Genomic DNA, 23,928 nt, shown 5'->3' with positions numbered 1-23,928 from the left:
GGCGTGCGAGCGTTGATCATCGTCGACGTGCAGCAGGATTTCTGCGAGGGCGGCGCCTTGCCGGTTTCCGGTGCGTGTGGGGTGGCCCGCTCGATCAATGAATACCTCGCCGGTGATCCCGGTTACCGCCACATCGTGGCCACCAAGGACTTCCACATCGACCCTGGCGACCACTTCGCCGCGGCCCCGGACTACTCCTCCTCCTGGCCCGCTCATTGCCGCGCCGGCAGCACCGGGGCCGAATTCGCCGCCGGGCTCGACACCAGACCCATTGAGGCCGTCTTCCGCAAGGGCGCCTACACGGCGGCCTACAGCGGCTTCGAAGGCGTCGACGACGACGGGAAGTCGCTGCTGGACTGGCTGCGGCAGCGTGCGGTAGACGAGGTTGACATCGTCGGGGTGGCCACCGATCACTGTGTGCGGCATACGGCTCACGACGCGGCGCGGGCCGGCCTGGCCACCCGGGTGCTGCTGGACCTGACGGCAGGTGTGTCCGCGGAATCGACCGCACAGGCTCTGTACGAGATGCGAACCGCCAGTATCGAGTTGATCGGAAACCACCCATGACCACATCGCACCGGGATGACCTGCTCGCTACCGTGGAGCGCTCGCCCCAAGCCGTTTCCGCACACGACCGCGACGCATGGGTGCGGCTTTTCACCGACGACGGACGCGTCGAAGATCCGGTGGGATCGAGCCCGCATGTCGGGCACGACCAGATTTACCGCTTCTACGACACGTTCATCGGTCCGCGCAGCATCACGTTCCACCGCGACGTCGATATCGTGTCCGGCGCCACGGTGCTCCGCGACCTGGAACTCGAGGTGGCGATGGGCACCGCCGTGCGGATGTACATTCCGGCCTTCCTCCGCTATGACCTGCGAGAGGTGAACGGCGAGTGGAAGATTGCCCATCTCCGCGCGTACTGGGAGCTGCCCGCCATGATGGTGCGGTTCCTGAAGAACGGAACTTCGGCCCTGACGCCGGGTCTGCAACTCGGCAGGGAGCTGTTGGGCAACCAGGGCCCGCTCGGTGCTGTCGGCTTCATCAGCGGGTTTCGCCGTGCGGGCGCGCGGCACAAGCGGTTGGTGCAGGGCTTTCTGCGCGCGGTCGCCGAAGGTGACGAGTCAAGCGCCGGCAGCAGGCTGTCATCGACAGCCGCAGTCACTCGGGGTGACAGCGAGCGGATCGACATCGCCGAACTCGGCGCGCAATTGCGTGGCGCGAACTGGGCGAAGGTGATCGGCGCGGGATCGACCGTGGTGGTGTCCGTGGCCTCCGACCGGGGGCGGGGCATCGTGTTCGCCGATGTGGCCTGGCGCGGCAATCAGATCAACGCCGTCCGCTATTTCCCGGCCTGATTCAGTGCGTCGTCGTCACCAGGGCCAGGGACAGCAGCGACAGCACCAGATAGGCGCCGGGAAAGGCGATGTTGGAGAAGACCCGTGCCCGCACATGCACGACGACAGCGCCCAGAAAGTACAGCACCAGCCCGGCCGCTGCGGCAATTCCGATATGCCGCAAGCCGAGCAGCCCCACAATCAGGCCGCCCGCCCCGGCGAGCTTCAGCACGGCGAGCGTCGGCAACCAGGAGCTCGGTACCCCTACGCGGGCGGAATTGGTCAACACGAACTGCGCAGGCACCAGATCGGGGAGCGCGATGCCCGCCGTGGCAACAACGGTGATCACAACGACGACCACGTACGTGGTCTGCATTAGGGTCATGGGATAGGTCTCCTCCGGCAGGTCGACAGGGATGCGTTCACCTTCTTGACGATTTCTGCCCCGGAAAGGTGACCCATGAATACAGCACTGGACCTCGTCGATCTGGCCCACCGCTTCCAGGCGGATCGGAAGCGACTCGAGTCGGTGGCTTTTCACCTGCTCGGCTCAGTGTCTGATGCGGAGGATGTGGTGCAAGCCGCATGGCTGAAGGCCAGCCGCTCGGAATTCGGCGGTGTGGAAAACCTGACGGCGTGGTTGACCACCATCACCGCGCGTGAGGCGGTCGACCAATTGCGCGCCCGGAGACGGCGAGCCGAACAACCATTGCACGAGGCGGAACTGGGCCAACGGCTGCTCACCGCCGCGGCAGACGACGAAGCACTGATGGCGGACTCGGTGAGCCGGGCGCTGCTGGTGGTCCTCGACCGTCTCCCGCCCGCGCAACGCGTCGCTTTCGTCCTGCACGACCTGTTCGCCGTGCCGTTCGAGACCATCGCGGCGCTGCTGCATCGCTCACCTGCGGCCACCAAGAAGCTCGCCAGCCGGGCACGGGGTCGACTGCGCCCGGCGCGAGCTGCATCCACGCCCCGGACGGCCGAGCACGTGGCGGTAGTGCAGGCATTTCTGGCCGCTTCACGCGGCGGAGACATCGACGCGCTGGTGAAGTTGCTGGCTCCTGACGTCGTTCGTGTCGTCGACCCCGGGCTGGTCCCCGCCGGTGTGCCCACCGAAATGCGTGGTGCCCCAGACGTTGCCGAGGAGACCCGGCGCTTCACCGACCGGGCGCGCGCCGGAGCAGTGCTACTGATCGACGGTCACCCAGGCATTGCGATCGCACCTGGCGGGCGGCTCGAGGCCCTGCTGCGCATCGGCTTGACCGCCGACAACCGGATTGCGGTCATCGACATCTCCGGCGACCCGGCAAGACTGCGCGGCGCCGTCCTGACACTGCCGCTCTGAGCATGGCGGGTAGCGATCTTTGTGCATCCCAGGTAGAGCACAGGCGTGTCGACTAAGAAGAACATCAGGTGCCGCCATAGCGGGGCGGCAACGGGTCCGGGAGCACCATGATCGACAAGCCTTTTGGCCGGCGCAGCCTGCTTCAGGGTGCCGCGTCGGTTGCATTGGTTCCGTGGGCGGCCGGGTGCGCTTCCGACGACGACGATGCGCTGACGTTCTTCTTCGCGGCGAATCCCGACGAGATTCGTCCGCGAATGCGGGTGGTGAACGAGTTCGCGCGCCGCAACCCCGACATCAAGGTCCGGGCGCTGCTCTCCGGACCCGGAGTGATGCAGCAATTGTCGACGTTCTGCGCGGGCGGCAAATGCCCGGACGTACTGATGACTTGGGAGCTCAGCTACGCCGAACTCGCCGACCGCGGAGTGCTGTTGGACCTCAATTCCCTGTTGGAGCGCGACCCGGCGTTCGCCGCGCAGCTGAAGGCCGACAGCATCGACGCGCTGTATCGGACATTCTCCTTCAACGATGGGCAGTACGCCTTTCCCGAGCAATGGTCGGGAAACTACTTGTTCTACAACAAGGCGTTGTTCGACGCGGCCGGTGTGCGTCCCCCTCCCTCGACCTGGCAGCAAGGCTGGAGCTTCGGCGAATTCCTCGACGCCACCCGGGCTCTCACCAAGCGGGAGGCCTCCGGCCGGGTCACGCAGTGGGGGTTCGTCAATGCCTGGGTGTCGTTCTACTCGGCGGGGCTGTTCGCCTTGAACAACGGCGTGCGCTGGTCGTCACAACGGACCAATCCGACCCATCTGAATTTCGGCGACGACGCATTCGTCGAGGCGGTGCAGTTCTTCGCCGACTTGATCAACAAACACAAGGTTGCGCCGAGTGTCTCCGACCAACAGTCGATGTCCAACGCCGACCTCTTCGCGGTGGGCAGGGCCGCGATCGCCTTGGGCGGACACTGGCGCTATCAGACATTCGACCGCGCCGACGGCCTGGATTTCGACGTAGCCCCGCTGCCGTTGGGCCCGCGCGGCCATAACGCCCGCTCGAACATCGGCGTGACCGGCCTTGCCATCGCGGCAACCAGCAAACGGAAAGAGCAGGCGTGGGAGTTCGTCAAGTTCGCCACCGGCCCCGTCGGCCAGGCCTTGATCGGTGCATCCCGGTTGTTCGTACCGGTGCTGCGATCGGCGATCACCTCGCCGGGCTTCGCCGCCGCGCACCGAAGGCTCGCGAATCTGGCGGTGCTCACCGACGGCCCGTTGGTCTCCGAAGGCCTACCGATCACACCGGCCTGGGAGAAGGTCGTCGCCCTGATGGACCGCCACTTCGGGCCGGTGCTGCGCGGCGCGCGACCGGCGACCTCGCTGTCCGGACTTTCGGGCTCCGTCGACGAGGTGCTGCGCAACCCGTGACGGCAATCGACGCACCCCCGCGGGCGCCCGGCAGATCCCGCCCTTGGCGCCGACGATCATGGGCCGGGCGACTTTTCGTCGCACCGAACCTGGCTGCAGTGCTGCTTTTCATGCTGTTTCCGCTGGGATTCTCGCTGTACATGAGCGTCGAGCAGTGGGACATGTTCACCCCGGCCAAGTTCGTCGGGCTGGCCAACTTCCGTCGCCTTCTCACCTCGGACCCGCTGTTTTTGATCGCCCTGCGCAATACGGTGATCTACACCGTGGGAACGGTGCTGCCCACCGTGCTGGTCAGCCTGGTCGTCGCCGGGTTGCTGAACCGGAAAGTGAAGGGAATCGGCTTTTTTCGGACGGTCGCATTTCTGCCGCTGGCGATTTCGTCCGTCGTGATGGCAGTCGTGTGGCAATTCGTGTTCAACACCGACAACGGCCTGCTCAACATCATGCTGGGCTGGTTCGGGATCGGTCCGATACCGTGGCTCGTCGAACCGCACTGGGCCATGGTGTCGCTGTGCGTGGTCAGTGTGTGGCGCAGCGTCCCCTTCGCCACAGTTGTCTTGCTGGCCGCGATGCAGGGCATTCCCGAGACCGTATATGAGGCTGCGCGAATCGATGGCGCCGGCGAGATCCGGCAGTTCGTGTCGATCACGGTGCCACTGGTCCGCGGGGCGGTTTCGTTTGTCGTGGTCATCTCGATCATTCACGCGTTCCAGGCTTTCGACCTGGTGTACGTGCTGACCGGCGCCAACGGCGGGCCCGAGACCGGCACCTACGTCCTGGGCATCATGCTTTTCCAGCACGCGTTCTCGTTCCTTGAATTCGGTTATGCGTCCGCGCTGGCTTGGGTGATGTTCACCATCCTGTTGACGTTGACGGTGCTGCAGTTGCGCGGCAGGCGCCGACGTAGCTGGGAGGCGTCTCGTGGTCTTGGCTAGCCGCACCCTGTTTCGTGCCGCAGCATCGTACGCGGTGCTGCTTGCGGTCGCCTGGTGCGCGCTGTTTCCCATCCTGTGGGCGGTTTCGGGCTCGCTGAAGAAGGAAGGTGAGATCAGCGAACCGAAGCTGCTTCCGGCCAGTCCGCAGTGGTCGAACTACACCAAGGTGTTCGACCTGATGCCGTTCTGGCGGATGTTCTTCAACACCGTCTTGTACGCCGGATGCGTCACGGCCGGCCAGGTGATGTTCTGCTCGCTGGCCGGATATGCGTTCGCGCGACTGGCTTTTCGTGGCCGGGACGCGCTCTTCCTGCTGTATCTGGGCACCCTGATGGTGCCGCTGACAGTCACGGTGATCCCGCAGTTCATCGTGATGCGGACCCTGGGATGGGTGGACACACCCTGGGCTATGATCGTGCCGGGTTTGTTCGGCAGTGCGTTCGGCACCTACCTGATGAGGCAGTTCTTCCGCACCCTGCCGACCGATCTCGAGGAGGCGGCCATTCTCGACGGGTGCTCGCCGTGGCAGATCTACTGGCGCATTCTGTTGCCCCATGCCCGGCCCGCGGTGATGGTGCTGGCGGTGCTGACGTGGGTCAGCGTGTGGAACGACTTTCTCTGGCCGCTGTTGATGATCCAGCGCAACAGCCTTGCCACCCTGACCCTCGGGCTGGTCCGGTTGCGCGGCGAATACGTGGCCCGCTGGCCGGTCTTGATGGCGACCTCGATATTGATTCTGCTTCCGCTGGTCATCGTCTACGCATTTGCCCAGCGGTCGTTCGTTCGCGGTATCGCCATGACCGGGATGGGTGGTTAGCGAGGTGGCTTCTGTCAGTTTCGAGCAGGCGACGCGACGCTACCCGGGTACCGATCGCGCCGCCCTCGACAGCCTGGATCTCGTTGTCGACGACGGGGAATTCATGGTTTTGGTCGGGCCGTCTGGATGCGGCAAGACGACGTCCCTGCGAATGCTGGCCGGATTGGAAGCCCTCGACTCCGGCCGCATCCGCATCGGCGACCGCGATGTGAGTAACCTCGATCCCAAGAATCGCGACGTCGCCATGGTCTTTCAGAACTACGCGCTGTACCCGCACATGACGGTCGCGCAGAACATGGGCTTTGCGCTGAAGGTGGCCAAGACCCCGAAAGCTGAGATCCGCGAACGGGTGTTGGCGGCGGCGCACATGTTGGACCTGGAAGCTCATCTGGATCGCAAGCCCAAAGATCTCTCCGGCGGGCAACGTCAACGGGTCGCAATGGGGCGGGCCATCGTGCGCCGGCCGCAGGTTTTCCTGATGGACGAGCCGCTGTCGAACCTGGATGCCAAGTTGCGCGTGCAGACCCGCAACCAGATCGCAGCGCTGCAGCGTCACCTCGGTACCACCACGGTGTATGTCACCCACGATCAGATCGAGGCCATGACCATGGGCGACCGAGTCGCAGTGCTGCGCGACGGGCTGCTGCAACAGTGTGCGACGCCGCGCGAGCTCTACCGCAACCCCGGCAACGTGTTCGTCGCGGGATTCATCGGGTCACCGGCCATGAACCTGTTCACCGTTCCGATCGTCGACGGCGCTGTGTCGCTGGGGGATTGGGTGATTCCGGTTCCGCGCGACATCGCTGCGACCGCCCCTGAAATCGTGGTCGGGGTTCGTCCCGAACACTTCGAGGTGGGCAGCTTCGGTGTCGAGATGGAGGTGGACGTGGTCGAAGAGTTGGGCGCCGACGCCTACCTGTACGGCCGGATTACCGGGGCCGACTCGGTGATCAGCAAGCCCATCATCGCTCGCACCGACGGTCACGACCCGCCCGGAAAGGGCAGCCGGGTGCACCTGCATCCGCAGCCCGGCCACCTGCACTTCTTCGGTACCGACGGACATCGAATACCGTAAAGCTCGGCCAAATCCAGTGCTGCAAAAACTAATTCGTGCGCATCGACGGCGTGCCGCACCGACGATGCCGGCGCCGGCTCCCTAGTATGGCCGGGTGGTTGATCGCTATGGAACCGATGTGCTGGCCGGCGACCGGCGGCGCAAGATTCGCTCGGTAGAGCATCCGGTGGAGCTCGGGATGGTCGTGGAGGACGCGCAGACGGGTTACGTGGGTGCGGTGGTACGCGTCGAGTACGGCCGCGTCGACCTCGAAGACCGGCACGGCAAGACCCGGGGTTTCCCGTTGGGCCCCGGCTACCTGCTTGACGGTCAGCCGGTGATCCTCACCCCACCGCGCCGGTCGGCGCCCGCTGCCCGTGTCCGGACAGCCTCTGGATCGGTCGCCGTGCCCGGTGCGCGGGCCCGGGTCGCTCGTGCCGGGCGGATCTACGTGGAAGGCCGCCACGACGCAGAGCTGATCGCGCAGGTCTGGGGGGAGGACCTGAAGCTCGAGGGTGTCGTGGTTGAACACCTCGGCGGTGTCGATGATCTGGTCGGCATCGTCGAGGAGTTCCGGCCTGGCCCGGGATGCCGGCTCGGTGTGCTGGTCGACCACCTTGTCCCCGGATCCAAAGAGTCCCGCATCGCCGATGCGGTGCGGAAGGGCCCCGGCGGAACCGACACGCTGGTGGTCGGACACCCGTACGTGGATATCTGGCAGGCCGTCAAGCCGCAGCGGCTGGGGCTCAGCGCCTGGCCGGAGGTGCCGCGCCACGTCGAGTGGAAGCGCGGCATCTGCCAGGTGCTCGGCTTGCCGTACGCCAACCAGGCCGACATCGCGGCAGCGTGGCGGCATATTCGTGCGAAGGTGCGGGACTGGAACGACCTGGAACCGGCGCTGATCGGACGTGTGGAGGAACTCATCGATTTCGTGACACAGCCAGTGCCTTAGCCCCTGTGACTGAGGTCACCGTCATGTTTGCCGACGCCCCCGGCACTAACTCCTTGACCGACTCTCTGGAAGAGGAATGGAGGAAGTGCATGACCGACGCGCTCGTCATCGATGCTCAGGGTTTGGACCGGCTGTCCTGTAACGCAAAGGCCGATCCCGCAACCGGCAAGAAGACCCTGAAGGCCAGGACTGTGTGTGAGTCGGGCTTCCGCAACATGACCTATGTCCGCGACCTCGCTCCGATGCTGGTCGGTGAGCCGCCCGCACTGTTGGGCGATGACTCGGCCCCCAACCCCTCGGAGACCTGTCTGGCGGCGCTGGGGTCGTGCATCTCGGTCGGCCTGCTGGCCAATGCCACGCACCGCGGCGTGACCTTGACCAAGATCGAGGTCGAAATGGAAGGGGACATCGACATCTCGGCCGTCTGGGGTGTCGGCGACACTCCCGACGGCAAGGTGCTGGGCTTCACCGCCGTTCGCTGCAATGTCCGCCTGGCCGGCGACGCAGACGACGCGACGTTGCAGGAGATCCACGACAACGCCATCGCGTGGTCGCCCGTCGTCAATACATTCAGGCGTCCGGTAACCGTCGACTCCGCACTTTCCATCGGTTAGGCAGGCAGCATGACCACAACGACCGACGCCGTCATCGGCTTGCTCGATTCGGAGCTGATCGCAGATATCCGCGCCCACGCCGGCACATTGGATCGCGGCGAGGCTCCGGCCCGCCGTAGCTTCGCCGGGCTCGGTGCCGCCGGCCTGCTCGGGGTAGGCGCTCCCGACAACGCCGACGGCAAGCTCGCTGGAATGGCCGACGTGATCAGGCTGATTTCCGGGGAGTGCATGAGCACCGGGTTCGCGGTCTGGGCGAACCGTATGACATTGGAGTACTTGCTCTATGCCGCAACGCCTTTCAGTGTTGAAGCTGCCGAGCCGCTACTTGCCGGTGCTGCGCTGGGTGTGACCGGGATGGCGGCCGCCTTCAAAGAGTCGGCGGGCTGCGGCAAACTTGAACTGACGGCGACACCGGTGCAGGGAGGTTACCGGATCAACGGTTCGATCCGGTGGGCATCCAACCTGTATGAGGACTCGTTACTGGTCACCGCGGCACGTAGCGACGACGGGGCGAAGCTGATCCTGGCGTTGCCGCTGAGCAGCCCCGGGGTGACGGTGGGCGAACCCTTCACGTTGCTGGCGATGGACAGCACCGCGTCCTCCTTTCTGGAATTGACGAATGTTTTCGTCCCGGACCGGCAGGTGTTATCCACTGACTTCGACGGGTTCCTCGGGGCGGTCCGGCCCACTTTCCTCATCCTGCAGTCGGCGATGTGCGTCGGTTTGGCGGAGACGACGGTACGGCAGGCCAGGATCGGCCTGAAAGGCGTGAACTCGGTTTTCGAGCCTGAGGTCGAGGAGGTCGCCGGAAGGCTGGTCTGGGCGCAGACAACGTTGGCCAGTCTGGCCGGCGCGGTCGGGGGTGAGCGTCCGCCGAGCAACAAGGAGCTGCTGACCCTGCGGCTTACGGCGGCCGAGATTGCCAGTGCCAGCGCGGCATTGGAGATTCGCACAGCCGGCGGTAAAGGGTATGCCAGCAGGACGCCCGCGAGCCGCCGCTACCGTGAGGCCGCATTCATCCCTGTACAGTCACCATCGGAAGCCCAATTGCGTTGGGAGCTAGGCGGATGCCGGTAGATGACGGCGCCTGAAGACCGGAGCCGACGGTGACTCCGGCCGTGGCGCCTTTAGAGGGCGCGGAGCCCGAGCGTCTGGTCGGCGGTATTCCGTTAGCGGCCCTAGTCCGCGACTACCACCGACCGATGGTGAATTTCGCTCGCACGATGGTGAATTCACCAGCGTTGGCAGAGGAGGCCGTGCAAGAGGCGTGGGTCCAGGTGCTCAAGTCCGCCGAAGCGTTCGAGGGGCGCTCGTCGGTGGCTACCTGGCTGTTCGGAATCGTCAAACACACCGCGTCACGCCACCGCAGCCGGGAGTCGCGGATCCGCGAACACGAGCTGCTGGCGACGGGTGACGCCGACCCACTGGCGGGCCGGATGCATCCGCCGGGCCATCCCGATGCCGGGCACTGGTGCATGCCGCCGTCGCGACGATTCCTCCCGGAGGACCAGACCGTGGCGCGCGAACTCGTGGGTTACGTGCGCGCCGCGGTGGACGCGCTGCCGGCGCGGCAACGACAACTGGTCATCCTGCGGGACCTCATCGGCATGTCGTCCGAGGAAGCGGCGGAGGTGCTGGAACTTTCCGCCGATGCGCAACGCGCACTGCTGTACCGGGCCCGCGGCAATCTTCGAAATCAATTGGAAAGGCGGTATCAACGATGACCGTCTACGACAACTCCGTGCCCGCGATCGACTGCGTCGAGTTCGTCCGGCTCGTCGACGATCTGGTCGAGTCCGATCCGCGGGAGTGGGGTGCGATCGTGGCCAAGCACCTCGAAGACTGCCCGCCGTGCCTGGTGTATTTGCAGCAGATGCTCGATCTCAAGGTTTTGCTGAACCACGTCTTCGACGGTGAAAAGCTCACCGACGGGCAGATCTCCGGCGTCATCAACGCGATCACTACCTTCCGCGAAGATTAAGAGCGACAGCTCGTTAACCGGGCGAGCGCCAGTGGTACCGGGGCGGAGCGCAAGTGTGCACGGCATCGTGCGGCCATCGCGGTCGCATCTAATTCAGTCGCATCTAATTCAGTTGTGCTGAAACGGCATTCATTCGTCGAGTTGGTCCGCCTTTTCGACGGTCTGGCCCAGCCGGATTGCTCCCGGCGCCGCCTCGGTTATCCACGGGTCGCGCCCTGCCAGAAAGCCTGAGACAGTGGAGCTCGGTAGTATCGAAAGTATGTTCGATGATTTGGCGGCGTTGGGTGATGCCGGCCTGGTGGCGGTGATCGACTCCGCTACCCGCGAGTAGTCGGTCGCTGCCGCGCGTCGTTTTGCTGGGATCGCCGAGTTGGTGGCGCGTCACGCTCACGGGCCCACCGATTGCGGGCGTTGGTCGTGTGACAACTGGGATGCTATCGCCGCCCAGGTGGGGGCCGCGCTGAACGTCAGCCGAAGCCTGGCTTCGCACTACATGTATCAGGCGCTGGCCCTGCGTCAGCGTCTGCCGGCGGTGGCGGCGGTGTTCGCTCAGGGCCGGTTGAGTCTGCGGTTGGTCGCCAGCATCATCTGGCACACCGAGTTGATCACCGATCCGGCGGTGCAGCGGGTGGTCGATGCCGCGCTGGCCCACGACGCGCTGCGTTACGGACCGCTGTCGGCACCCAAGACCGCGCGCGCCATCGACGCGATCATCGCGCGGCTGGACCCCGCGGCGGTGCGGCGCGCCCGCGCCGGGGCGCGCTCGCGGGAGGTGGTGATCACCCCCGCTGATGACGGCTCGGGCACCGCGCGCCTGTGGGGGTCGCTGCTGGGCACCGACGCCGCGGTGCTTGATCGGCGTCTTGAGCAGATGGCCCGTCAGGTGTGTGCGGCCGATCCGCGCACCCTGGCTCAGCGCCGAGCCGATGCGTTGGGCGCTCTGGCCGCCGGCGGGGAGCGCCTGTCTTGCCAATGCCCCGAGCCCGACTGTCCTGCCCGTGTGGCCGCTGACCCGCGCGCGCGTGCGGTGGTCATCCACGTGCTCGCTGAGCCGGCCACGGTGAGCGCCCCGCCCGATGCGTGGCTGCACGGCCCAGAGCCGGCGCGGGTCGACCCCGCCGACCCGTCAGCCACCCTCCCGGACCCCGAACCCCCCGCACACTGCCGGCCAGCAGCCCAGATCCTGGGCGGGCAAACCCTGCCCGCGGCCCACCTGAGCGCGCTGATCGCCGCCGGCGCACGCCTGGTCCCGATCGACTACTGCCACCAGCCCGCGCCGGGCTACCGGCCCCCCGCGGCGGTGGCCCGCTTCGTCCCTACCCGCGACATGACCTGCCGCTTTCCCGGCTGTGACTGCCCGGCCGAGGTCTGCGATATCGATCACGCCATCGCCTACCCCTACGGCCCCACCCACCCGGGCAACCTGCGCTGCCTGTGCCGAAAACACCACTTGCTCAAAACCTTCTGGGGCGGACCCCGCGGCTGGCGCGACCGTCAACAACCCGACGGCACCATCATCTGGACCGCCCCCACCGGACACACCTACACCACCCGCCCCGGCAGCCGGCTACTCTTTCCCACCCTGAGCCACCCCAGCGCCCCCATACCCACCACCACCGTACCCACCGATCGACCCCGCGCACTGATGATGCCCACCCGCCGACACGCCCGCGCCCAAAACCGCGCCACCCGCATCAACACCGAACGCGCCCACAACACAAACCCACCCACCACCCGAACCCCCACCAAACCACCCACCAACCCCGACGACCCCCCACCCTTCTAGCTTCGGACTCGAATTCGATTGTCCGCGAACGATGCTCGATGAAAGAGAGTTGCACCGCGGCGCCTGCGCAGTCACGTCCGGCGTTTGCACGTAGAGTCTTTAGACCTCTACACCGACGGCGCGCGGGCTCGTAGGATGAGGGCTGCAACGGCAAGGAGCATCAAATGTCAGCGGAAACAACGAAATACGGAATCTTGGTGGCGGTTGATGGCTCGGCGGAGTCCGACGCGGCAATATCCTGGGCAACCCGCGAGGCCACCTTGCACCGGTTGCCGATCACCTTGTTGCATGCGGTCGCTCCCATCGTCGTCGGATGGCCGGTAGGGCAGCTCTACAAGCAAATGCCCGATTGGCAGAAAGACATCGCCGACAGCGTGGTTGCGCATGCCCGCGAGACAGTATCGGAATGCTGCGAAGGATCGGAACCACCTGAGGTCCGCGCCGAAATATTCTATGCCAACGCGGTTTCCGCCCTCATCGAGGCATCGAAGCAGGCCAAATTGGTAGTGGTCGGCAGCCAGGGGATCGGCGCCCTGGGTCGCCTGCTGCTCGGATCGGTCAGCTCGGCTCTCGTCCAGCACGCTCATTGCCCGGTTGCGGTTGTCCGTTCGGGAGAGGACGCCATCCCAGACGCCGGTGGGGCGGTGGTGGTCGGTATCGACGGGTCACCGGCGTCAGAAGCGGCGACGGCCTTGGCGTTCGACGAGGCCTCACACCGCGGTGTCGATCTGATCGCCTTGCACGCGTGGAGTGATGTCGGGGTTTTTCCTGTTCTGGGAATGGATTGGCACGAGCGGGAGAATCAAGGGCAAGAGGTACTCGCGGAACGCCTGGCGGGCTGGCAGGAGCAGTATCCCGACGTCCATGTGGAGCGATCGCTGGTGTGCGACACGCCGGCAAAATGGCTGCTCGAGGCGTCCGAGAAGGCGCAGTTGGTGGTCGTCGGAAGCCGCGGTCGCGGAGGATTTCCGGGCATGTTGCTGGGTTCGGTGAGTTCTGCGGTTGTCCACTCGGCCAGGGTTCCTGTGATCGTGGTCCGGTCATAGCGTCAGGCAAAGGTCTTTGGTCCCTGACGGAAGTGGCTTTCGACCGACGCCTGGGCCCCTCCGGGGTTTATAGCGTGAATGCATGACCTATGTAATCGGCAAGGAATGCTTGGACCTGGCTGAAAAGTCCTGCGTGCAAGAATGCCCCGTTGACTGCATCTATGAAGGCGCCCGGACGATGTATATCAATCCCGAGGAGTGCGTTGACTGTGGCGCGTGCAAACCGGCATGCCGGGTTGACGCGATCCATTGGGAAGGTGACCTACCCGACGACGAGCGGCAGTTTCTCGACGACAATGCCGCCTTCTTTCAGCAGATTCTGCCGGGACGGGACGCGCCGCTGGGTACCCCGGGCGGTGCGAGCGCGCTCGGGCGGATCGGGGTCGACACCCCGATGATCGCCGCAATGCCGGCCAACTGTTCCTGACTGGAGGGGAAGCGAAATGACGGGAGCTGACAAGACCCTGGGCATAGTCGTCGGGGTGGACGGTTCTCCCGCCTCCAACGCTGCCGTCGTGTGGGCTGCCCGGGATGCCGAGATCAAGCACCTGCCGCTGACCGTGGTCCATGTAGTGAACACGGACGTGGCGACGTGGCCACCCATGCCGTACCCGGAGACCTGGGCGGTGTGGCAGGAAGACGAAGGTCGCAAGGTTGTCGCGGAGGCGGTCAAGATCGCCGAAGAGGCGGTCTTGACCGACCGCAAACTGACCGTAAAGACCGAGCTCATACACTCGACCCCGATACCCGCGATGATCGAGATGTCCAAGGATGCAGCGATTTTGGTGCTTGGCAGGGCCGGTCGGGGAGCGGTGGCCCGGTTGCTGCTGGGTTCTGTCAGTGCCAGCTTGGTGCGAGAGGCGCATTGCCCGGTGGCGATCGTCCACGACGAGGATCCGTTGATGCCGCATCCGCTGCGCGCCCCGGTGCTGCTGGGAATCGACGGATCGCCGGCGTCCGAAGCCGCCACTGCGGTGGCTTTCGACGAGGCGTCGCGGCGAGGTGTCGAGCTGATCGCCCTGCACGCGTGGAGCGACCGCGAATTGGTCGAGCTGCCGGGGTTGGACTGGGACAAGGTGAAGGGGCAAGCCGAAATCACCCTCGCCGAACGTCTGGCGGGCTGGCAGGAGACCTACCCCGACGTCAAGGTCTGCCGAGTGGTGGTATGCGATCGACCCGCGCACCAGCTGACTGCGCGTTCGGAGTCGGCTCAGTTGGTCGTGGTGGGAAGTCGCGGTCGGGGGGCGCTCCCCGGCCTGATGCTTGGGTCGGTCAGCAACGCGGTCGTGCACTCTGCCCGGATGCCGGTGATCGTCGCGCGCGCATAACGCGGTTGAAATGCGGCACCGTGGGAAACCCAGGACCCATGGCTGAATACAGGGTCCTCGACCCACGGGGCGAAGTCGTTGCCACCAAAGAGATTGAGAGTGCCGATGACGCGCATGCATGGTTTGTCGACTCCAAGGCCGACAACTCCGAGCTGGGGTGGCGTATGGAGGTAAAGACCGATGATGAGTGGGCGTTCTTCGACAACACCGAAGGTACGTCCAGCTAACGCGCGATTCGTCCGAGCCGGGTATGCGCGGTCAGTAGCAGCGGGTTCGATTTCGGCTGCGCTGAGATAGCGTGCGTTGCTGCGTCGTCGTTCATGCCGCAGACAGCATGAGCATGTGCCGGAGAAACGTCGACGTAGAAGCAATGCATCCCGATCACGATGCCCTGGTCGTCGACTGAAAAGGGCGCCGAACCTCTGGCTGACTGACCTTTCCGTGTGTGGCAAAACGCCGGCGAGCGCCTGCCCTGGGGCAGTGGCCGCGGCATGTCGGGCACCACCGCGGCCGCCACCCGCTCACCGTCGCTCTCAGGCGTTGATGGCTTCGCGGTTATCGCTGCGCCCGACGGTAATCTTGCGGGGCTTCGCCTTCTCCGCCACGGGAACCCGCAGTCGCAGGACGCCTTCGTCGTAAGAGGCAGCGATCCGCTCGGTGTCGAGATTCTCACCGAGCACCAATTGGCGGCTGAATACTCCGCGCGGCCTTTCGGAGGCCAGCATTTCCCGGTTTGGGTCAACCGCCGGTCGTTCGGCGCGCACGGTGACCACGTTTCGTTCGATATCGATGTCCAGCGAGTCGGCGTCGATACCGGGCAGGTCGAACTCGACGACGAATTCCTCCCCTTCGCGCCACGCGTCCATCGGCATCACCGCTGGGCGAGCGGCTGTTCCGAGCACCTGCTGGGCGAAACGGTCCAGTTCGCGGAACGGGTCGGTACGCATCAGCATGGCAGTCACCTCGTTGCTCCTATCTATTATCTGAGCTCTGGATTATCTATGTCATACGACATAGATTTTTTATAGCACTATCGACACTAGAGTGCAAGTATGCTAGACAGGTTTTCTAGCAACAGTCGAGGAGATGCTCGATGGTCGATCGTTCCGGCGACGCTGCACGGCCGGCGTCCGATCACGGTGTGTACGGGATCTCGGTCGCCGCTGAACTCTCCGGAGTCGCCGTGCAGTCGCTGCGCCTGTACGAGAGGTATGGACTGCTTACACCCGCACGCAGCGACGGCGGCACACGGCGGTACAGCGCCGACGACTTGGCCAGGCTGCGACGCATCAGCGCGCTGGTCGATGCCGGCGTAAACCTCGCCGGCATCGCCCGCATCCTCAGCCTCGAGGACGACAACGCCGAGCTCTCGGCCGCGAACAGCGACCTGCGGTCAGCCAATCGGACGTTACGCGGGGCCGTCAAAAAGACAGTGGGCGAACGCAACTCGAAGCCGTCGGGGCGCGAAAACCGCAAGCCCTAGCAGTGGAGGGACTGCTCCGTGACGGCTGGCCGGTGTACGCGGTGAGGCGGCGACGAGATCTCCGGCGCGAACCGCGCCAGTTGCCTCGGTGTTTAGTCGGACATTGCGTCAGAATCGTGCAATTATGGGCATCTCGAGTCTGCCGATGGCAACGCTGCCGGGTAGGAGGACCACGATGTCGTTTTTGAACGTTGCACCCGAGCTGTTGGCGACCGCCGCGGCCGATGCGGCAGGTATCAGCTCCTCGCTGCGGGCGGCGAACCTGGCCGCGTTGGCGCCGACCAGTACGTTGGCGGCTGCGGCCGGTGATGAGGTGTCGGCTGCGATCGCCTCGCTGTTCTCCGGTTACGCCCGCGACTACCAGGCGCTCGGTGCGCAGATCGCGGCGTTGCAGGAGCAGTTTGCCCAGGCGGTGCGGGCAGCCGGCGGGGCCTACGGCGTTGCCGAGGCTGTGAATGTCGGCCCGCTGCAGCCGGTGGTCGACAACGTCCTGGGTGTGATCAACGCGCCCACGAACCTGCTGCTGGGGCGCCCGCTGATCGGCGACGGATTCAACGGCACGCCCGGCACCGGGCAAGCCGGCGGCGACGGCGGAATCCTGTGGGGCAACGGAGGCAATGGGGCATCGGCGGGCTTGGTGGGCCACACTGGCGGGCGAGGCGGCAATGCCGGCTTGATCGGTAATGGCGGCACCGGCGGCACCGGCGGCTTTCGGGGCGGGACCGGCGGCGCCGGCGGCACGGGCGGGTTGCTTTGGGGCAATGGCGGGGCCGGCGGCACCGGAGGCTTCGGCGGACTAATGATGGCCCCCGCCGGGGCGGGTGGGCTCGGCGGCAGGGCATTGTCCTTGTTCGGCGCTCCGGGCGCGACCGGTCAGACCGGAACAGTGCTGAACGTGGTGACTGCACAAGAAGCCGCTCTCCTGATGATGACCGCACCCGACGTGAACTTCCTGTTGATCGGCACCGACGGCACGAACCTTGCCAAGATCCTGGCCGATCCCCTGGGCACCCCGAACTTCCATGCGTTCATGGAACAAAGCGTGACCTCCGCGTCGACAATCGTCGGGCACACCACCATCTCCAACCCGTCGTGGACGACCATGCAGACCGGTGTATGGAGTGAGACGGCGGGCGTCACGAACAACGTCTTCACCCCGTGGACCTACGACGACTGGCCCACCGTGTACAACCAACTTGAGGCCGCCTACGGCGACAACGTCAACACCACGGTCATTGCGAACTGGCCCATCATCACTGATATCGCCGGCGCCGGCTCCATCCCGGCTGACGAAGTCATCTTCATCCCGCAAATCGCGGGCGACACGAACTGGTTGGCGACGCAGGACCTGGTCGGCACGACGGCCCAAACCGCGATCTCGCAGGCGAACCCCAACCAGGGCAATTTCATCTTCTCCTACTTCATCGGAGTCGATGAAAACGCGCACATGTACGGCGGTGATTCGCCGCAGTACGCGGCGGCCATCCGGAATATGGACTTCAATCTCGGTTCCCAAACCGTGGGCGGTGGGGGCCTGTTGGGTGCGGTAGCCGACTGGGAGGCTAACCCGTTGAACAACGGCGAGGAATGGACCACGCTCATCGTCACCGACCACGGTGAGATCGGGCCCAACGAGTTCGGCCGCGGTCACGGCTTCCAATCACCCCGTGAGACGGCGACATTCCTGATCTTCGATCAGGCCTATAACGACGCGATGGACGGATACATCAACAACTCGTGGCAGATCGTCAGCACGACGCCGACCATCATGGATCAATTTGGCATTCCGCCGCTGCCGTATATGCAGGGTGCGCCGCTGACGTCTCCCGTCTTCAATGGCACCTATGTCAATCCCGACAACCTGTTCGCTGCGCTCAGCGCCGACTTCGCCGCACAGGGGTATCCCGATCCCCTGACCAATGCCTCTCTGGTGTCGCGCACGGTCGCGGCCACCATTCCCTATCTGGTCTACGAGCAGGTGAACACCATTGTCGATGCGGTGCCCAGCTTCTTGCAGGTACCGGTCTCCTGGATCGGCGCCGGCGCCTACCAGCTGGTCAATATCCCCGCCCAGGTCTGGGTCCGGCTCACCGGCGTCACCGGCAACTACATCATCCCGCCGGTACTCAACCCGTTCCTGACTTAGGACGGGTCAAGCGGGTGCCCGCTGAAGTCCGACGGCCGCGCGAAGCCTGACGGCTTCCCGGTTTACCGGGCCCTATGCCGGGTATGAACTCGCCATGGCGTCGCTTAGTGCCATCGGATTGGTGTGCAGTCTCAAGCCCAGCCCTGCGGCTTCGAGCAGCATGCTGATGGCCCAACATGTGGTTGGCGAACTGGGCCGGGCCGGTGTCGAAAGCGACCTAGTCCGCTGCGTTGACTTCAATATCGCGCCCGGTGTCGAGGACGACATGGGTGACGGCGACCAGTGGCCGGACATCAGGAGAAAGGTGCTCGGCGCGGACATCCTGCTCCTCAGCACGCCGGTGTGGCTCGGCCACCCATCCAGTGTGACGCAACGCGTACTCGAACGCCTGGATGCCGAGTTGTCGAACACCGATGACAACGGGACGCCCGCGATGGTCGGCAATGTCGCCTTGGTCAGCGTGGTCGGCAACGAGGACGGCGCGCACAAAGTGGTCGCGGACCTTTCTCAGGCGCTCAACGACATCGGGTTCAGCATTCCGGCTCAGGGCTGCACCTACTGGAACGGTCCCGCGATGGAGTCCACCGACTACAACGACCTCGACGCGGTGCCTGATCAGGTTGCCTCGGCCACCGCCGCGGCGGCACGTAACGCGGCTCGTCTGGCCCGGACCTTGAAGGCGCAGCACTACCCGCCATACGAGACGTAAGGCTGCCGCCTCAACGCAGTTGGCGGTGGAACCAGAGCCAGGCCCTGAAGGAGTTTCATGACTGACCTGACCACTGAGAGAACGGGCGCCGGCCTGGCGGATCGCGCACGGCAGGAAGCCGACGAATACCGTGGTGACAATCCTCAGCCGCTGGGCGGGTACCTGATGGTGCTGGTCATCTATTGCACGCTGGTCGGGGCTACCACGCTGGTGGCCTTGGCCACCGGCCGCCGGCTACCCGTGCGGTGGACGGTGCAGGATCTGATCACGGTGACTCTCGGCACCCACAAGGTGTCCCGAACCTTGACCAAGGGCGCGGTGACCAGCCCGCTACGGGCTCCATTCACCCGGTACGCGGGTAGTGGCGGGCCGGCCGAGGTTCAGGAGGAGACCCGCAACTCAAGCCAGTTCCGGCACAGCGTGGGCGAGCTGCTGACGTGCCCCTTCTGCCTCGACATGTGGGCGGCGACCGCGTTCGTGATCGGCCTCGTTTTTGCGCCCCGGCTCACCCGCCTGGTTGCGGGCACCTTCACCGCGCTCGCCGGGGCGGACTTTCTCCAACTCGGCTACGCGATAGCACAGCAGTGGGCCGAGAATCCCCGAGGCTCCTGAATCCTGAGGTGATCTCATGCCGAAGACGACCAAGCGCGGGACAGCGAAGCAGGACGAACTGCCGAGCACATTGAGGCGTTCGAGCGCCAAGGCGCAACGAACCTTCGCCAAGGCTCACGATGCTGCCGCCGACCAATATGGCAACGCGGAACGTGCCCACCGCGTCGCCTACGCCGCTGTGAAACACAGCTTCGAAAAGGTTGGCGACCACTGGGAAGCCAAAGAGGAGAAGGGGCCCTCCGATGCGCGTGCCGAGCGCGGCGGGCTGGACAACCCGCTGCCGTCGCAGGAGGGTGTCGATGCCAACGCCAGCAAGAAGCACCTGCTGGAGATCGCTCGCCGGCTCGACGTGCGAGGCCGTTCGACGATGACCAAGTCGGATCTGGTTGATGCGATCAAGAAATACAACCGCCGTGCCCAACGGAGTTGAAGAACCCGGTGCACCGCGGTACCTGCCGGTTGACCGCGCGGTCGATTCGCTGAAGCTGGCGGCCACCGACTGCCGAGGTTGTGGGTTGTTCGAAGACGCCACCCAAACGGTTTTCGGTCACGGCAAGCCCGAAGCGCCGCTGATGTTGGTGGGCGAACAGCCCGGCGACCGTGAAGACCAGCAGGGACTGCCTGGTCCGGCCTCATGTCATCGTCTGCATCGGCGCTACTGCAGCACAATCCATGCTGGGCAGCACGTTTCGCGTGACAGCCCACCGGGGAGAGCGGATTGGGCTGCCCCCGGACCTCGGAGTGGACATCGAGCCGGAGCCGGTGCTGATGGCGACCGTTCACCCGTCATCGTTGCTGCGTGACCGGAGTGAACGACGCAGGGAAAACTACGAATCATTCGTCGAAGACCTGCGCAAGGCACACGGCACCCTCGGGGTCATGTTTCGCGAAAACCAGCCTGGGTAGTCGAAACGAGAACGCGCCGAACCGTGCAGAAGGAGCGCTGATGAGCGTACGCAGCGAAGAGGCCATCCAGACGACCGTAGACCGGCAGCCCGAGCGTGCGGACCACGAACCTGGGCGCGTTCGCCGTGGCGTGGTGAACTGGCTGTTGGCGGCGCTGACGGTGCCGGTGGCCGCGCTGATCATGGTCTTCGCCGTCGGCGCGGCAATGAGCGTGGCCGCCTGTAGCGGCTCGCAATGCCCCGATCTAGGGCCGGGCGGGCTGATCTACGGCGTACTTTTCTACGGCGCCCCGGTGCTGGCCGGCTTGACCATCCTCGCGTCGTTCTTCACCGCGTTGCGGCGCCGCGGCTGGATCGTGCCGATCGTCGCGCTGGCTCTGCTGCTGGCGGACTTCGCAGCCATCGCGATTCTGTTCTGACGTTGACCGCCAACAGATTCGAGGCCGCGGTCCTCTTCGATATCGACGGCACCTTGGTTGACTCGAATTACCTGCATATCGATGCCTGGCAGCGCGCGTTCGCCGAAGCGGGTGTGGAGGTGGAGACGTGGCGTATCCACCGGTCCATCGGTATGGACGGTTCGACCTTGGTCAGGACGTTGTCCGACGACGCGCCGCAGGACGTGCAGAAGCAGCTCAAAGATCTGCATTCCCGGCATTACCGGGAGGTCGCGCCGTTGCTGCGGCCGCTGCCGGGGGCTCGCGCGCTGCTCCGCCGGGTCGCGGATCTGGGCCTCAAAGTTGTGCTCGCCACCTCGGCGCCGGACGACGAATTGGAGATGTTGCGCAAGGTGCTCGACAGTGACGAACTGGTTGCGGCGGTCACCTCGTCGGCCGATGTGGACACCGCAAAACCCCAGCCCGACATCATCCACGTCGCTCTGGAACGTGCGGGAGTCACTGCGGAGCGGGCCGTGTTCGTCGGTGACGCAATCTGGGACGCCGAAGCGTGCAGCCGGGCGAAGCTCCCCTGTATCGGGGTGCTCAGCGGGGGAGTGTCTGCCTCGGAGTTGCGCGATGCCGGTGCCGCAGTCGTCTTCGAGAACGCCGAGAAGTTGTTGAGCAATCTCGAGCAGACCCGGATCGCGTCGCTCGCGGGCGACTAGTCCTGCGGCAAGGCCCTCGAGCAAAGCGAATGGGCCCAGTCCGTTGTCGGACTGGGCCCACTCTCGCGTCGAGCTACTGGTTGGCTTTCTGACGCTCTTCGGCTGCCTCGGCACCGCCGCGGGCGGACTCCGCCTCGGCTTCCTTCTTGGCAGCGTCGCGCTGTGCGTCGGCCTTGTCCTGCTGGGCCTGACCCTCGCGCTTGACGTCGTCACGGCCCGTCACTGCGCCAATGACTTCCTTTGCCTTGCCCTTAACGCCCTCGACGACGCCTTCGACGCCCTCTTGGGGGCCACTCTTGTCCGCCATGATTCCTCCTGCATGCTTGCTTACCAACATGGCGACCTCGCGCTTCGCTCGATTGCGCTCAGCCAACAGGGGTGGACCGCTTTGCGCTCTTTCCGAACGCTCGTGTCCGAAGTCCCCCGCAGCCAAAGGGTTTCCGGACAGCCGAAGCCTCAAACCTGTGGGCTGTATCACCAAGTCAGGTGCACTTCGTTTACCGTCTGCTGCTTTCGCGATGCGGCAGGAACTCCTGCGTCTTGATTTTCACCCCTTCTTTGATGATGCCGAACGCGTTTTCGTCCCCGCGCAGAACGGCGCCGGCGGCGCTCTTCAGCTGCTCGAAACTGGCATGCGGCGGCACCGGTGGAACATTCGGATCGCAATGCACGTCGAGCAGCGTCGGCCGGTCGGCCTGCAGGGCACGGTCCCAGGCGGGTGCAATCATGTCGGGGTCAGTCAGCGTCGCATGGCCCAGCCCCAGTGCGGCCGCGAATCCGGCATAGTCGACGTCTGGAAGTGATTGGGATTCAGCGAATTTCGGCGCCCCGCCCATTGCTCGCAGTTCCCAGGTCACCTGGTTGAGGTCGTTGTTGTGCAACACCGCGATCACCAGCCGTGGATCGGACCACTGCTGCCAATAGCGCGCGATCGTGATCAGTTCGGCCAGCCCGTTCATCTGCATGGCGCCGTCACCGGCGAACGCGATGACCGGCCGATCCGGATCGGCGAACTTGGCGCCGATGGCATACGGAACGGCCGCGCCCATTGTGGCCAGCGTCCCAGACAGGGAGCCGCGCATGCGGCCACGGAATTTCAATTGGCGCGCATACCAATTGGCCGCTGACCCGGAGTCGGCGGTGACGATGGCATGGTCCGGCAGTCTGGGTGACAGTTCGGCGAACAGCCGCATCGGATTGATCGGTTCCGCGGATACGTTGGCTTCCATCGCCATCGTTTCCCACCACCGTGCCACGTTACGTTCGATGGTCTCGCGCCATGAACGGTCCGACTTGCGTTGCAACAAAGGCAGTAGCGCGCGCAGGGTCGCAGCGGCGTCACCGACCAGATTCACTTCGTTCGGGTAGCGCATGCCGATCAGGGCGGGGTCGATATCGACTTGAACGCCGCGAGCCGACCCGTAGGGTGGCAGAAACTGCGAGTATGGAAAGCTCGACCCAACGGTGAGTAGCGTGTCGCAGTCGCGCATCATCTCGTAACTGGGCCGCGTCCCGAGCAGACCGATCGCGCCGGTGACCCACGGCAACTCGTCAGAGAGCACGTCTTTACCCAGCAGCGCCTTGGCGACGCCGGCACCCACTACATCGGCGACTTCGGTGACCTCGGCGACCGCGTTGCGAGCGCCGCATCCGATCAGCATCGCGACGCGCTCACCGGCGTTGAGCACGTCGGCCGCTTGCTGCAGGCCCGCCGGTGACGGTTCCACCACGGGCTGCACGAATCCCAGACTGGATGGGACCATCTTGAACTTGTGCGCGGGCGGTGAGTATTCGAGCTCCTGAACGTCGGCCGGAATGATCAACGCGGTCGGCGCGCGCCTGCTCAACGCGGTACGAATCGCGCGGTCCAGCGCATTCGGGAGCTGCTCGGGCACCGTGATCATCTGGACGTAATCACTGGCCACGTCTTTGAAGAGGCTCAGTAAATCGACCTCCTGTTGGTAGGAGCCGCCCATCGCGGTGCGCTCGGTCTGCCCCACTATCGCCACCACCGGAACCCGGTCCAGCTTCGCGTCGTAGAGACCGTTGAGCAGGTGAATCGCCCCCGGACCGGAGGTCGCGGTGCAAACACCAAGCGCCGCAGAGAACTTGGCATATCCGACCGCTTCGAAAGCGGCCATCTCCTCATGCCGCGCCTGGATGAATGCCGGCTGATTTCCGGCCCGGCCCCATGCGGCGATCAGGCCGTTGATGCCGTCACCGGGGTAACCGAAGACCTTGGTCACGCCCCAATCGCGTAGTCGTTGCAGCAGGAAGTCGCTGACTTGTGACGTTGTCATCGTTCGCGGTACCCATTACGCGCGTTTGTAGACGACGTGTTTGACCTGGAAG

General features: G+C 65.1%; 27 protein-coding genes and 2 pseudogenes. 25 read left to right on the top strand and 4 right to left on the bottom strand.

The genetic code is table 11. From position 1 onward, the window contains the following. The first annotated feature begins 3 nt into the window (after window positions 1–3). On the top strand, window positions 4–567 hold the full coding sequence (pncA, locus tag AC5Y7D_RS13540) for a pyrazinamidase PncA (protein WP_499924598.1): 564 nt from the start codon (window positions 4–6) through the stop codon (window positions 565–567). After that, window positions 564–1,361 (top strand): nuclear transport factor 2 family protein, encoded by a 798-nt coding sequence (locus AC5Y7D_RS13535; protein WP_499924597.1) that lies wholly within the window; start codon window positions 564–566, stop codon window positions 1,359–1,361. Before pncA ends, AC5Y7D_RS13535 begins: the two co-directional genes overlap by 4 nt. A gap of 1 nt (window position 1,362) precedes the next feature. Here AC5Y7D_RS13535 and AC5Y7D_RS13530 read toward each other — a convergent pair whose 3' ends face one another. Then, the gene (locus tag AC5Y7D_RS13530; RefSeq protein ID WP_499924814.1) at window positions 1,363–1,716 is read right to left on the bottom strand and encodes a DoxX family protein; all 354 of its coding nucleotides are present in this window, start codon (window positions 1,714–1,716) and stop codon (window positions 1,363–1,365) included. A gap of 84 nt (window positions 1,717–1,800) precedes the next feature. Here AC5Y7D_RS13530 and AC5Y7D_RS13525 point away from each other — a divergent pair, with 84 nt between their 5' ends. The 15 genes and pseudogenes from AC5Y7D_RS13525 to AC5Y7D_RS13455 all read left to right on the top strand — a co-directional run bounded on the left by AC5Y7D_RS13525 (window position 1,801) and on the right by AC5Y7D_RS13455 (window position 14,843). Next, window positions 1,801–2,685, top strand: coding sequence for a sigma-70 family RNA polymerase sigma factor (locus AC5Y7D_RS13525; protein ID WP_499924594.1), 885 nt, complete (start codon window positions 1,801–1,803; stop codon window positions 2,683–2,685). A gap of 107 nt (window positions 2,686–2,792) precedes the next feature. Beyond that, a complete protein-coding gene (locus tag AC5Y7D_RS13520) occupies window positions 2,793–4,103 on the top strand; it encodes an ABC transporter substrate-binding protein (RefSeq protein WP_499924592.1) in 1,311 nt (436 codons plus the stop codon). Window positions 4,104–4,108: 5 nt separating this feature from the next. Continuing rightward, window positions 4,109–5,038: a carbohydrate ABC transporter permease gene (locus AC5Y7D_RS13515; protein WP_499924813.1), complete on the top strand. Its 930-nt coding sequence runs from the start codon at window positions 4,109–4,111 to the stop codon at window positions 5,036–5,038. Further along, complete coding sequence (locus tag AC5Y7D_RS13510; protein ID WP_499924589.1) at window positions 5,025–5,855, top strand: carbohydrate ABC transporter permease; 831 nt, start codon at window positions 5,025–5,027, stop codon at window positions 5,853–5,855. Before AC5Y7D_RS13515 ends, AC5Y7D_RS13510 begins: the two co-directional genes overlap by 14 nt. 4 nt (window positions 5,856–5,859) lie before the next feature. Beyond that, a complete protein-coding gene (locus AC5Y7D_RS13505; RefSeq protein WP_499924587.1) occupies window positions 5,860–6,930 on the top strand; it encodes an ABC transporter ATP-binding protein in 1,071 nt (356 codons plus the stop codon). A 94-nt stretch (window positions 6,931–7,024) separates the two neighbouring features. After that, a complete protein-coding gene (locus tag AC5Y7D_RS13500) occupies window positions 7,025–7,861 on the top strand; it encodes a DUF3097 domain-containing protein (RefSeq protein WP_499924585.1) in 837 nt (278 codons plus the stop codon). Between the two features lie 89 nt (window positions 7,862–7,950). Continuing rightward, on the top strand, window positions 7,951–8,475 hold the full coding sequence (locus AC5Y7D_RS13495) for an OsmC family protein (protein WP_499924583.1): 525 nt from the start codon (window positions 7,951–7,953) through the stop codon (window positions 8,473–8,475). Between the two features lie 9 nt (window positions 8,476–8,484). Next, window positions 8,485–9,552: an acyl-CoA dehydrogenase family protein gene (locus AC5Y7D_RS13490; RefSeq protein WP_499924582.1), complete on the top strand. Its 1,068-nt coding sequence runs from the start codon at window positions 8,485–8,487 to the stop codon at window positions 9,550–9,552. Window positions 9,553–9,581: 29 nt separating this feature from the next. After that, window positions 9,582–10,199: an RNA polymerase sigma factor gene (locus tag AC5Y7D_RS13485; protein WP_499924579.1), complete on the top strand. Its 618-nt coding sequence runs from the start codon at window positions 9,582–9,584 to the stop codon at window positions 10,197–10,199. Beyond that, the gene (locus AC5Y7D_RS13480) at window positions 10,196–10,456 is read left to right on the top strand and encodes a hypothetical protein (protein WP_499924578.1); all 261 of its coding nucleotides are present in this window, start codon (window positions 10,196–10,198) and stop codon (window positions 10,454–10,456) included. The genes AC5Y7D_RS13485 and AC5Y7D_RS13480 overlap by 4 nt, the downstream gene beginning before the upstream one ends. 349 nt (window positions 10,457–10,805) lie before the next feature. Next, window positions 10,806–12,242 (top strand): annotated as a pseudogene (locus AC5Y7D_RS13475) (HNH endonuclease signature motif containing protein); the annotation flags it as partial. Between the two features lie 164 nt (window positions 12,243–12,406). Then, window positions 12,407–13,288 (top strand): universal stress protein, encoded by an 882-nt coding sequence (locus tag AC5Y7D_RS13470; protein ID WP_499924576.1) that lies wholly within the window; start codon window positions 12,407–12,409, stop codon window positions 13,286–13,288. An 82-nt stretch (window positions 13,289–13,370) separates the two neighbouring features. Continuing rightward, window positions 13,371–13,715 carry a ferredoxin gene (gene fdxA, locus AC5Y7D_RS13465; protein WP_499924574.1) on the top strand — a complete coding sequence of 115 codons (345 nt, stop codon included), beginning with the start codon at window positions 13,371–13,373 and terminating at the stop codon, window positions 13,713–13,715. Between the two features lie 16 nt (window positions 13,716–13,731). After that, entirely contained in the window at window positions 13,732–14,616 is an 885-nt protein-coding gene (locus AC5Y7D_RS13460; RefSeq protein ID WP_499924572.1) for a universal stress protein, read from the top strand. A 38-nt stretch (window positions 14,617–14,654) separates the two neighbouring features. Continuing rightward, window positions 14,655–14,843 carry a hypothetical protein gene (locus AC5Y7D_RS13455; protein WP_499924568.1) on the top strand — a complete coding sequence of 63 codons (189 nt, stop codon included), beginning with the start codon at window positions 14,655–14,657 and terminating at the stop codon, window positions 14,841–14,843. A gap of 306 nt (window positions 14,844–15,149) precedes the next feature. Here AC5Y7D_RS13455 and AC5Y7D_RS13450 read toward each other — a convergent pair whose 3' ends face one another. Beyond that, window positions 15,150–15,569 carry an Hsp20/alpha crystallin family protein gene (locus AC5Y7D_RS13450; RefSeq protein ID WP_499924811.1) on the bottom strand — a complete coding sequence of 140 codons (420 nt, stop codon included), beginning with the start codon at window positions 15,567–15,569 and terminating at the stop codon, window positions 15,150–15,152. Window positions 15,570–15,709: 140 nt separating this feature from the next. Between AC5Y7D_RS13450 and AC5Y7D_RS13445 the strand changes: the two genes are divergently transcribed. From AC5Y7D_RS13445 to AC5Y7D_RS13410, 8 genes and pseudogenes are all read left to right on the top strand, one after another. Continuing rightward, complete coding sequence (locus AC5Y7D_RS13445; protein ID WP_499924566.1) at window positions 15,710–16,099, top strand: MerR family transcriptional regulator; 390 nt, start codon at window positions 15,710–15,712, stop codon at window positions 16,097–16,099. Window positions 16,100–16,274: 175 nt separating this feature from the next. Then, on the top strand, window positions 16,275–18,245 hold the full coding sequence (locus AC5Y7D_RS13440; protein WP_499924565.1) for a PE domain-containing protein: 1,971 nt from the start codon (window positions 16,275–16,277) through the stop codon (window positions 18,243–18,245). Window positions 18,246–18,339: 94 nt separating this feature from the next. Continuing rightward, entirely contained in the window at window positions 18,340–18,954 is a 615-nt protein-coding gene (locus AC5Y7D_RS13435; protein ID WP_499924563.1) for a flavodoxin family protein, read from the top strand. Between the two features lie 57 nt (window positions 18,955–19,011). Further along, window positions 19,012–19,566: a DUF1360 domain-containing protein gene (locus AC5Y7D_RS13430; protein WP_499924561.1), complete on the top strand. Its 555-nt coding sequence runs from the start codon at window positions 19,012–19,014 to the stop codon at window positions 19,564–19,566. 16 nt (window positions 19,567–19,582) lie between these two features. After that, window positions 19,583–19,996: a ChaB family protein gene (locus tag AC5Y7D_RS13425; protein ID WP_499924559.1), complete on the top strand. Its 414-nt coding sequence runs from the start codon at window positions 19,583–19,585 to the stop codon at window positions 19,994–19,996. Then, a pseudogene (locus AC5Y7D_RS13420) lies at window positions 19,956–20,472 on the top strand (uracil-DNA glycosylase). Before AC5Y7D_RS13425 ends, AC5Y7D_RS13420 begins: the two are co-directional and overlap by 41 nt. A 40-nt stretch (window positions 20,473–20,512) precedes the next feature. Next, a complete protein-coding gene (locus AC5Y7D_RS13415; protein WP_499924557.1) occupies window positions 20,513–20,890 on the top strand; it encodes a hypothetical protein in 378 nt (125 codons plus the stop codon). Beyond that, window positions 20,887–21,576, top strand: coding sequence for an HAD family hydrolase (locus AC5Y7D_RS13410; protein WP_499924810.1), 690 nt, complete (start codon window positions 20,887–20,889; stop codon window positions 21,574–21,576). The genes AC5Y7D_RS13415 and AC5Y7D_RS13410 overlap by 4 nt, the downstream gene beginning before the upstream one ends. 73 nt (window positions 21,577–21,649) lie before the next feature. Here AC5Y7D_RS13410 and mbp1 read toward each other — a convergent pair whose 3' ends face one another. Next, window positions 21,650–21,883 (bottom strand): microaggregate-binding protein 1, encoded by a 234-nt coding sequence (gene mbp1 / locus AC5Y7D_RS13405; RefSeq protein WP_036359787.1) that lies wholly within the window; start codon window positions 21,881–21,883, stop codon window positions 21,650–21,652. A gap of 190 nt (window positions 21,884–22,073) precedes the next feature. Next, a complete protein-coding gene (locus AC5Y7D_RS13400) occupies window positions 22,074–23,876 on the bottom strand; it encodes a thiamine pyrophosphate-requiring protein (protein ID WP_499924553.1) in 1,803 nt (600 codons plus the stop codon). Between the last annotated feature and the right edge of the window lie 52 nt (window positions 23,877–23,928).

It is taken from the genome of Mycobacterium sp. NGS49 (assembly GCF_059812565.1).
Note: the sequence above shows the minus strand (reverse complement) of the source record. Positions and strands in the feature narration are given on the sequence as shown.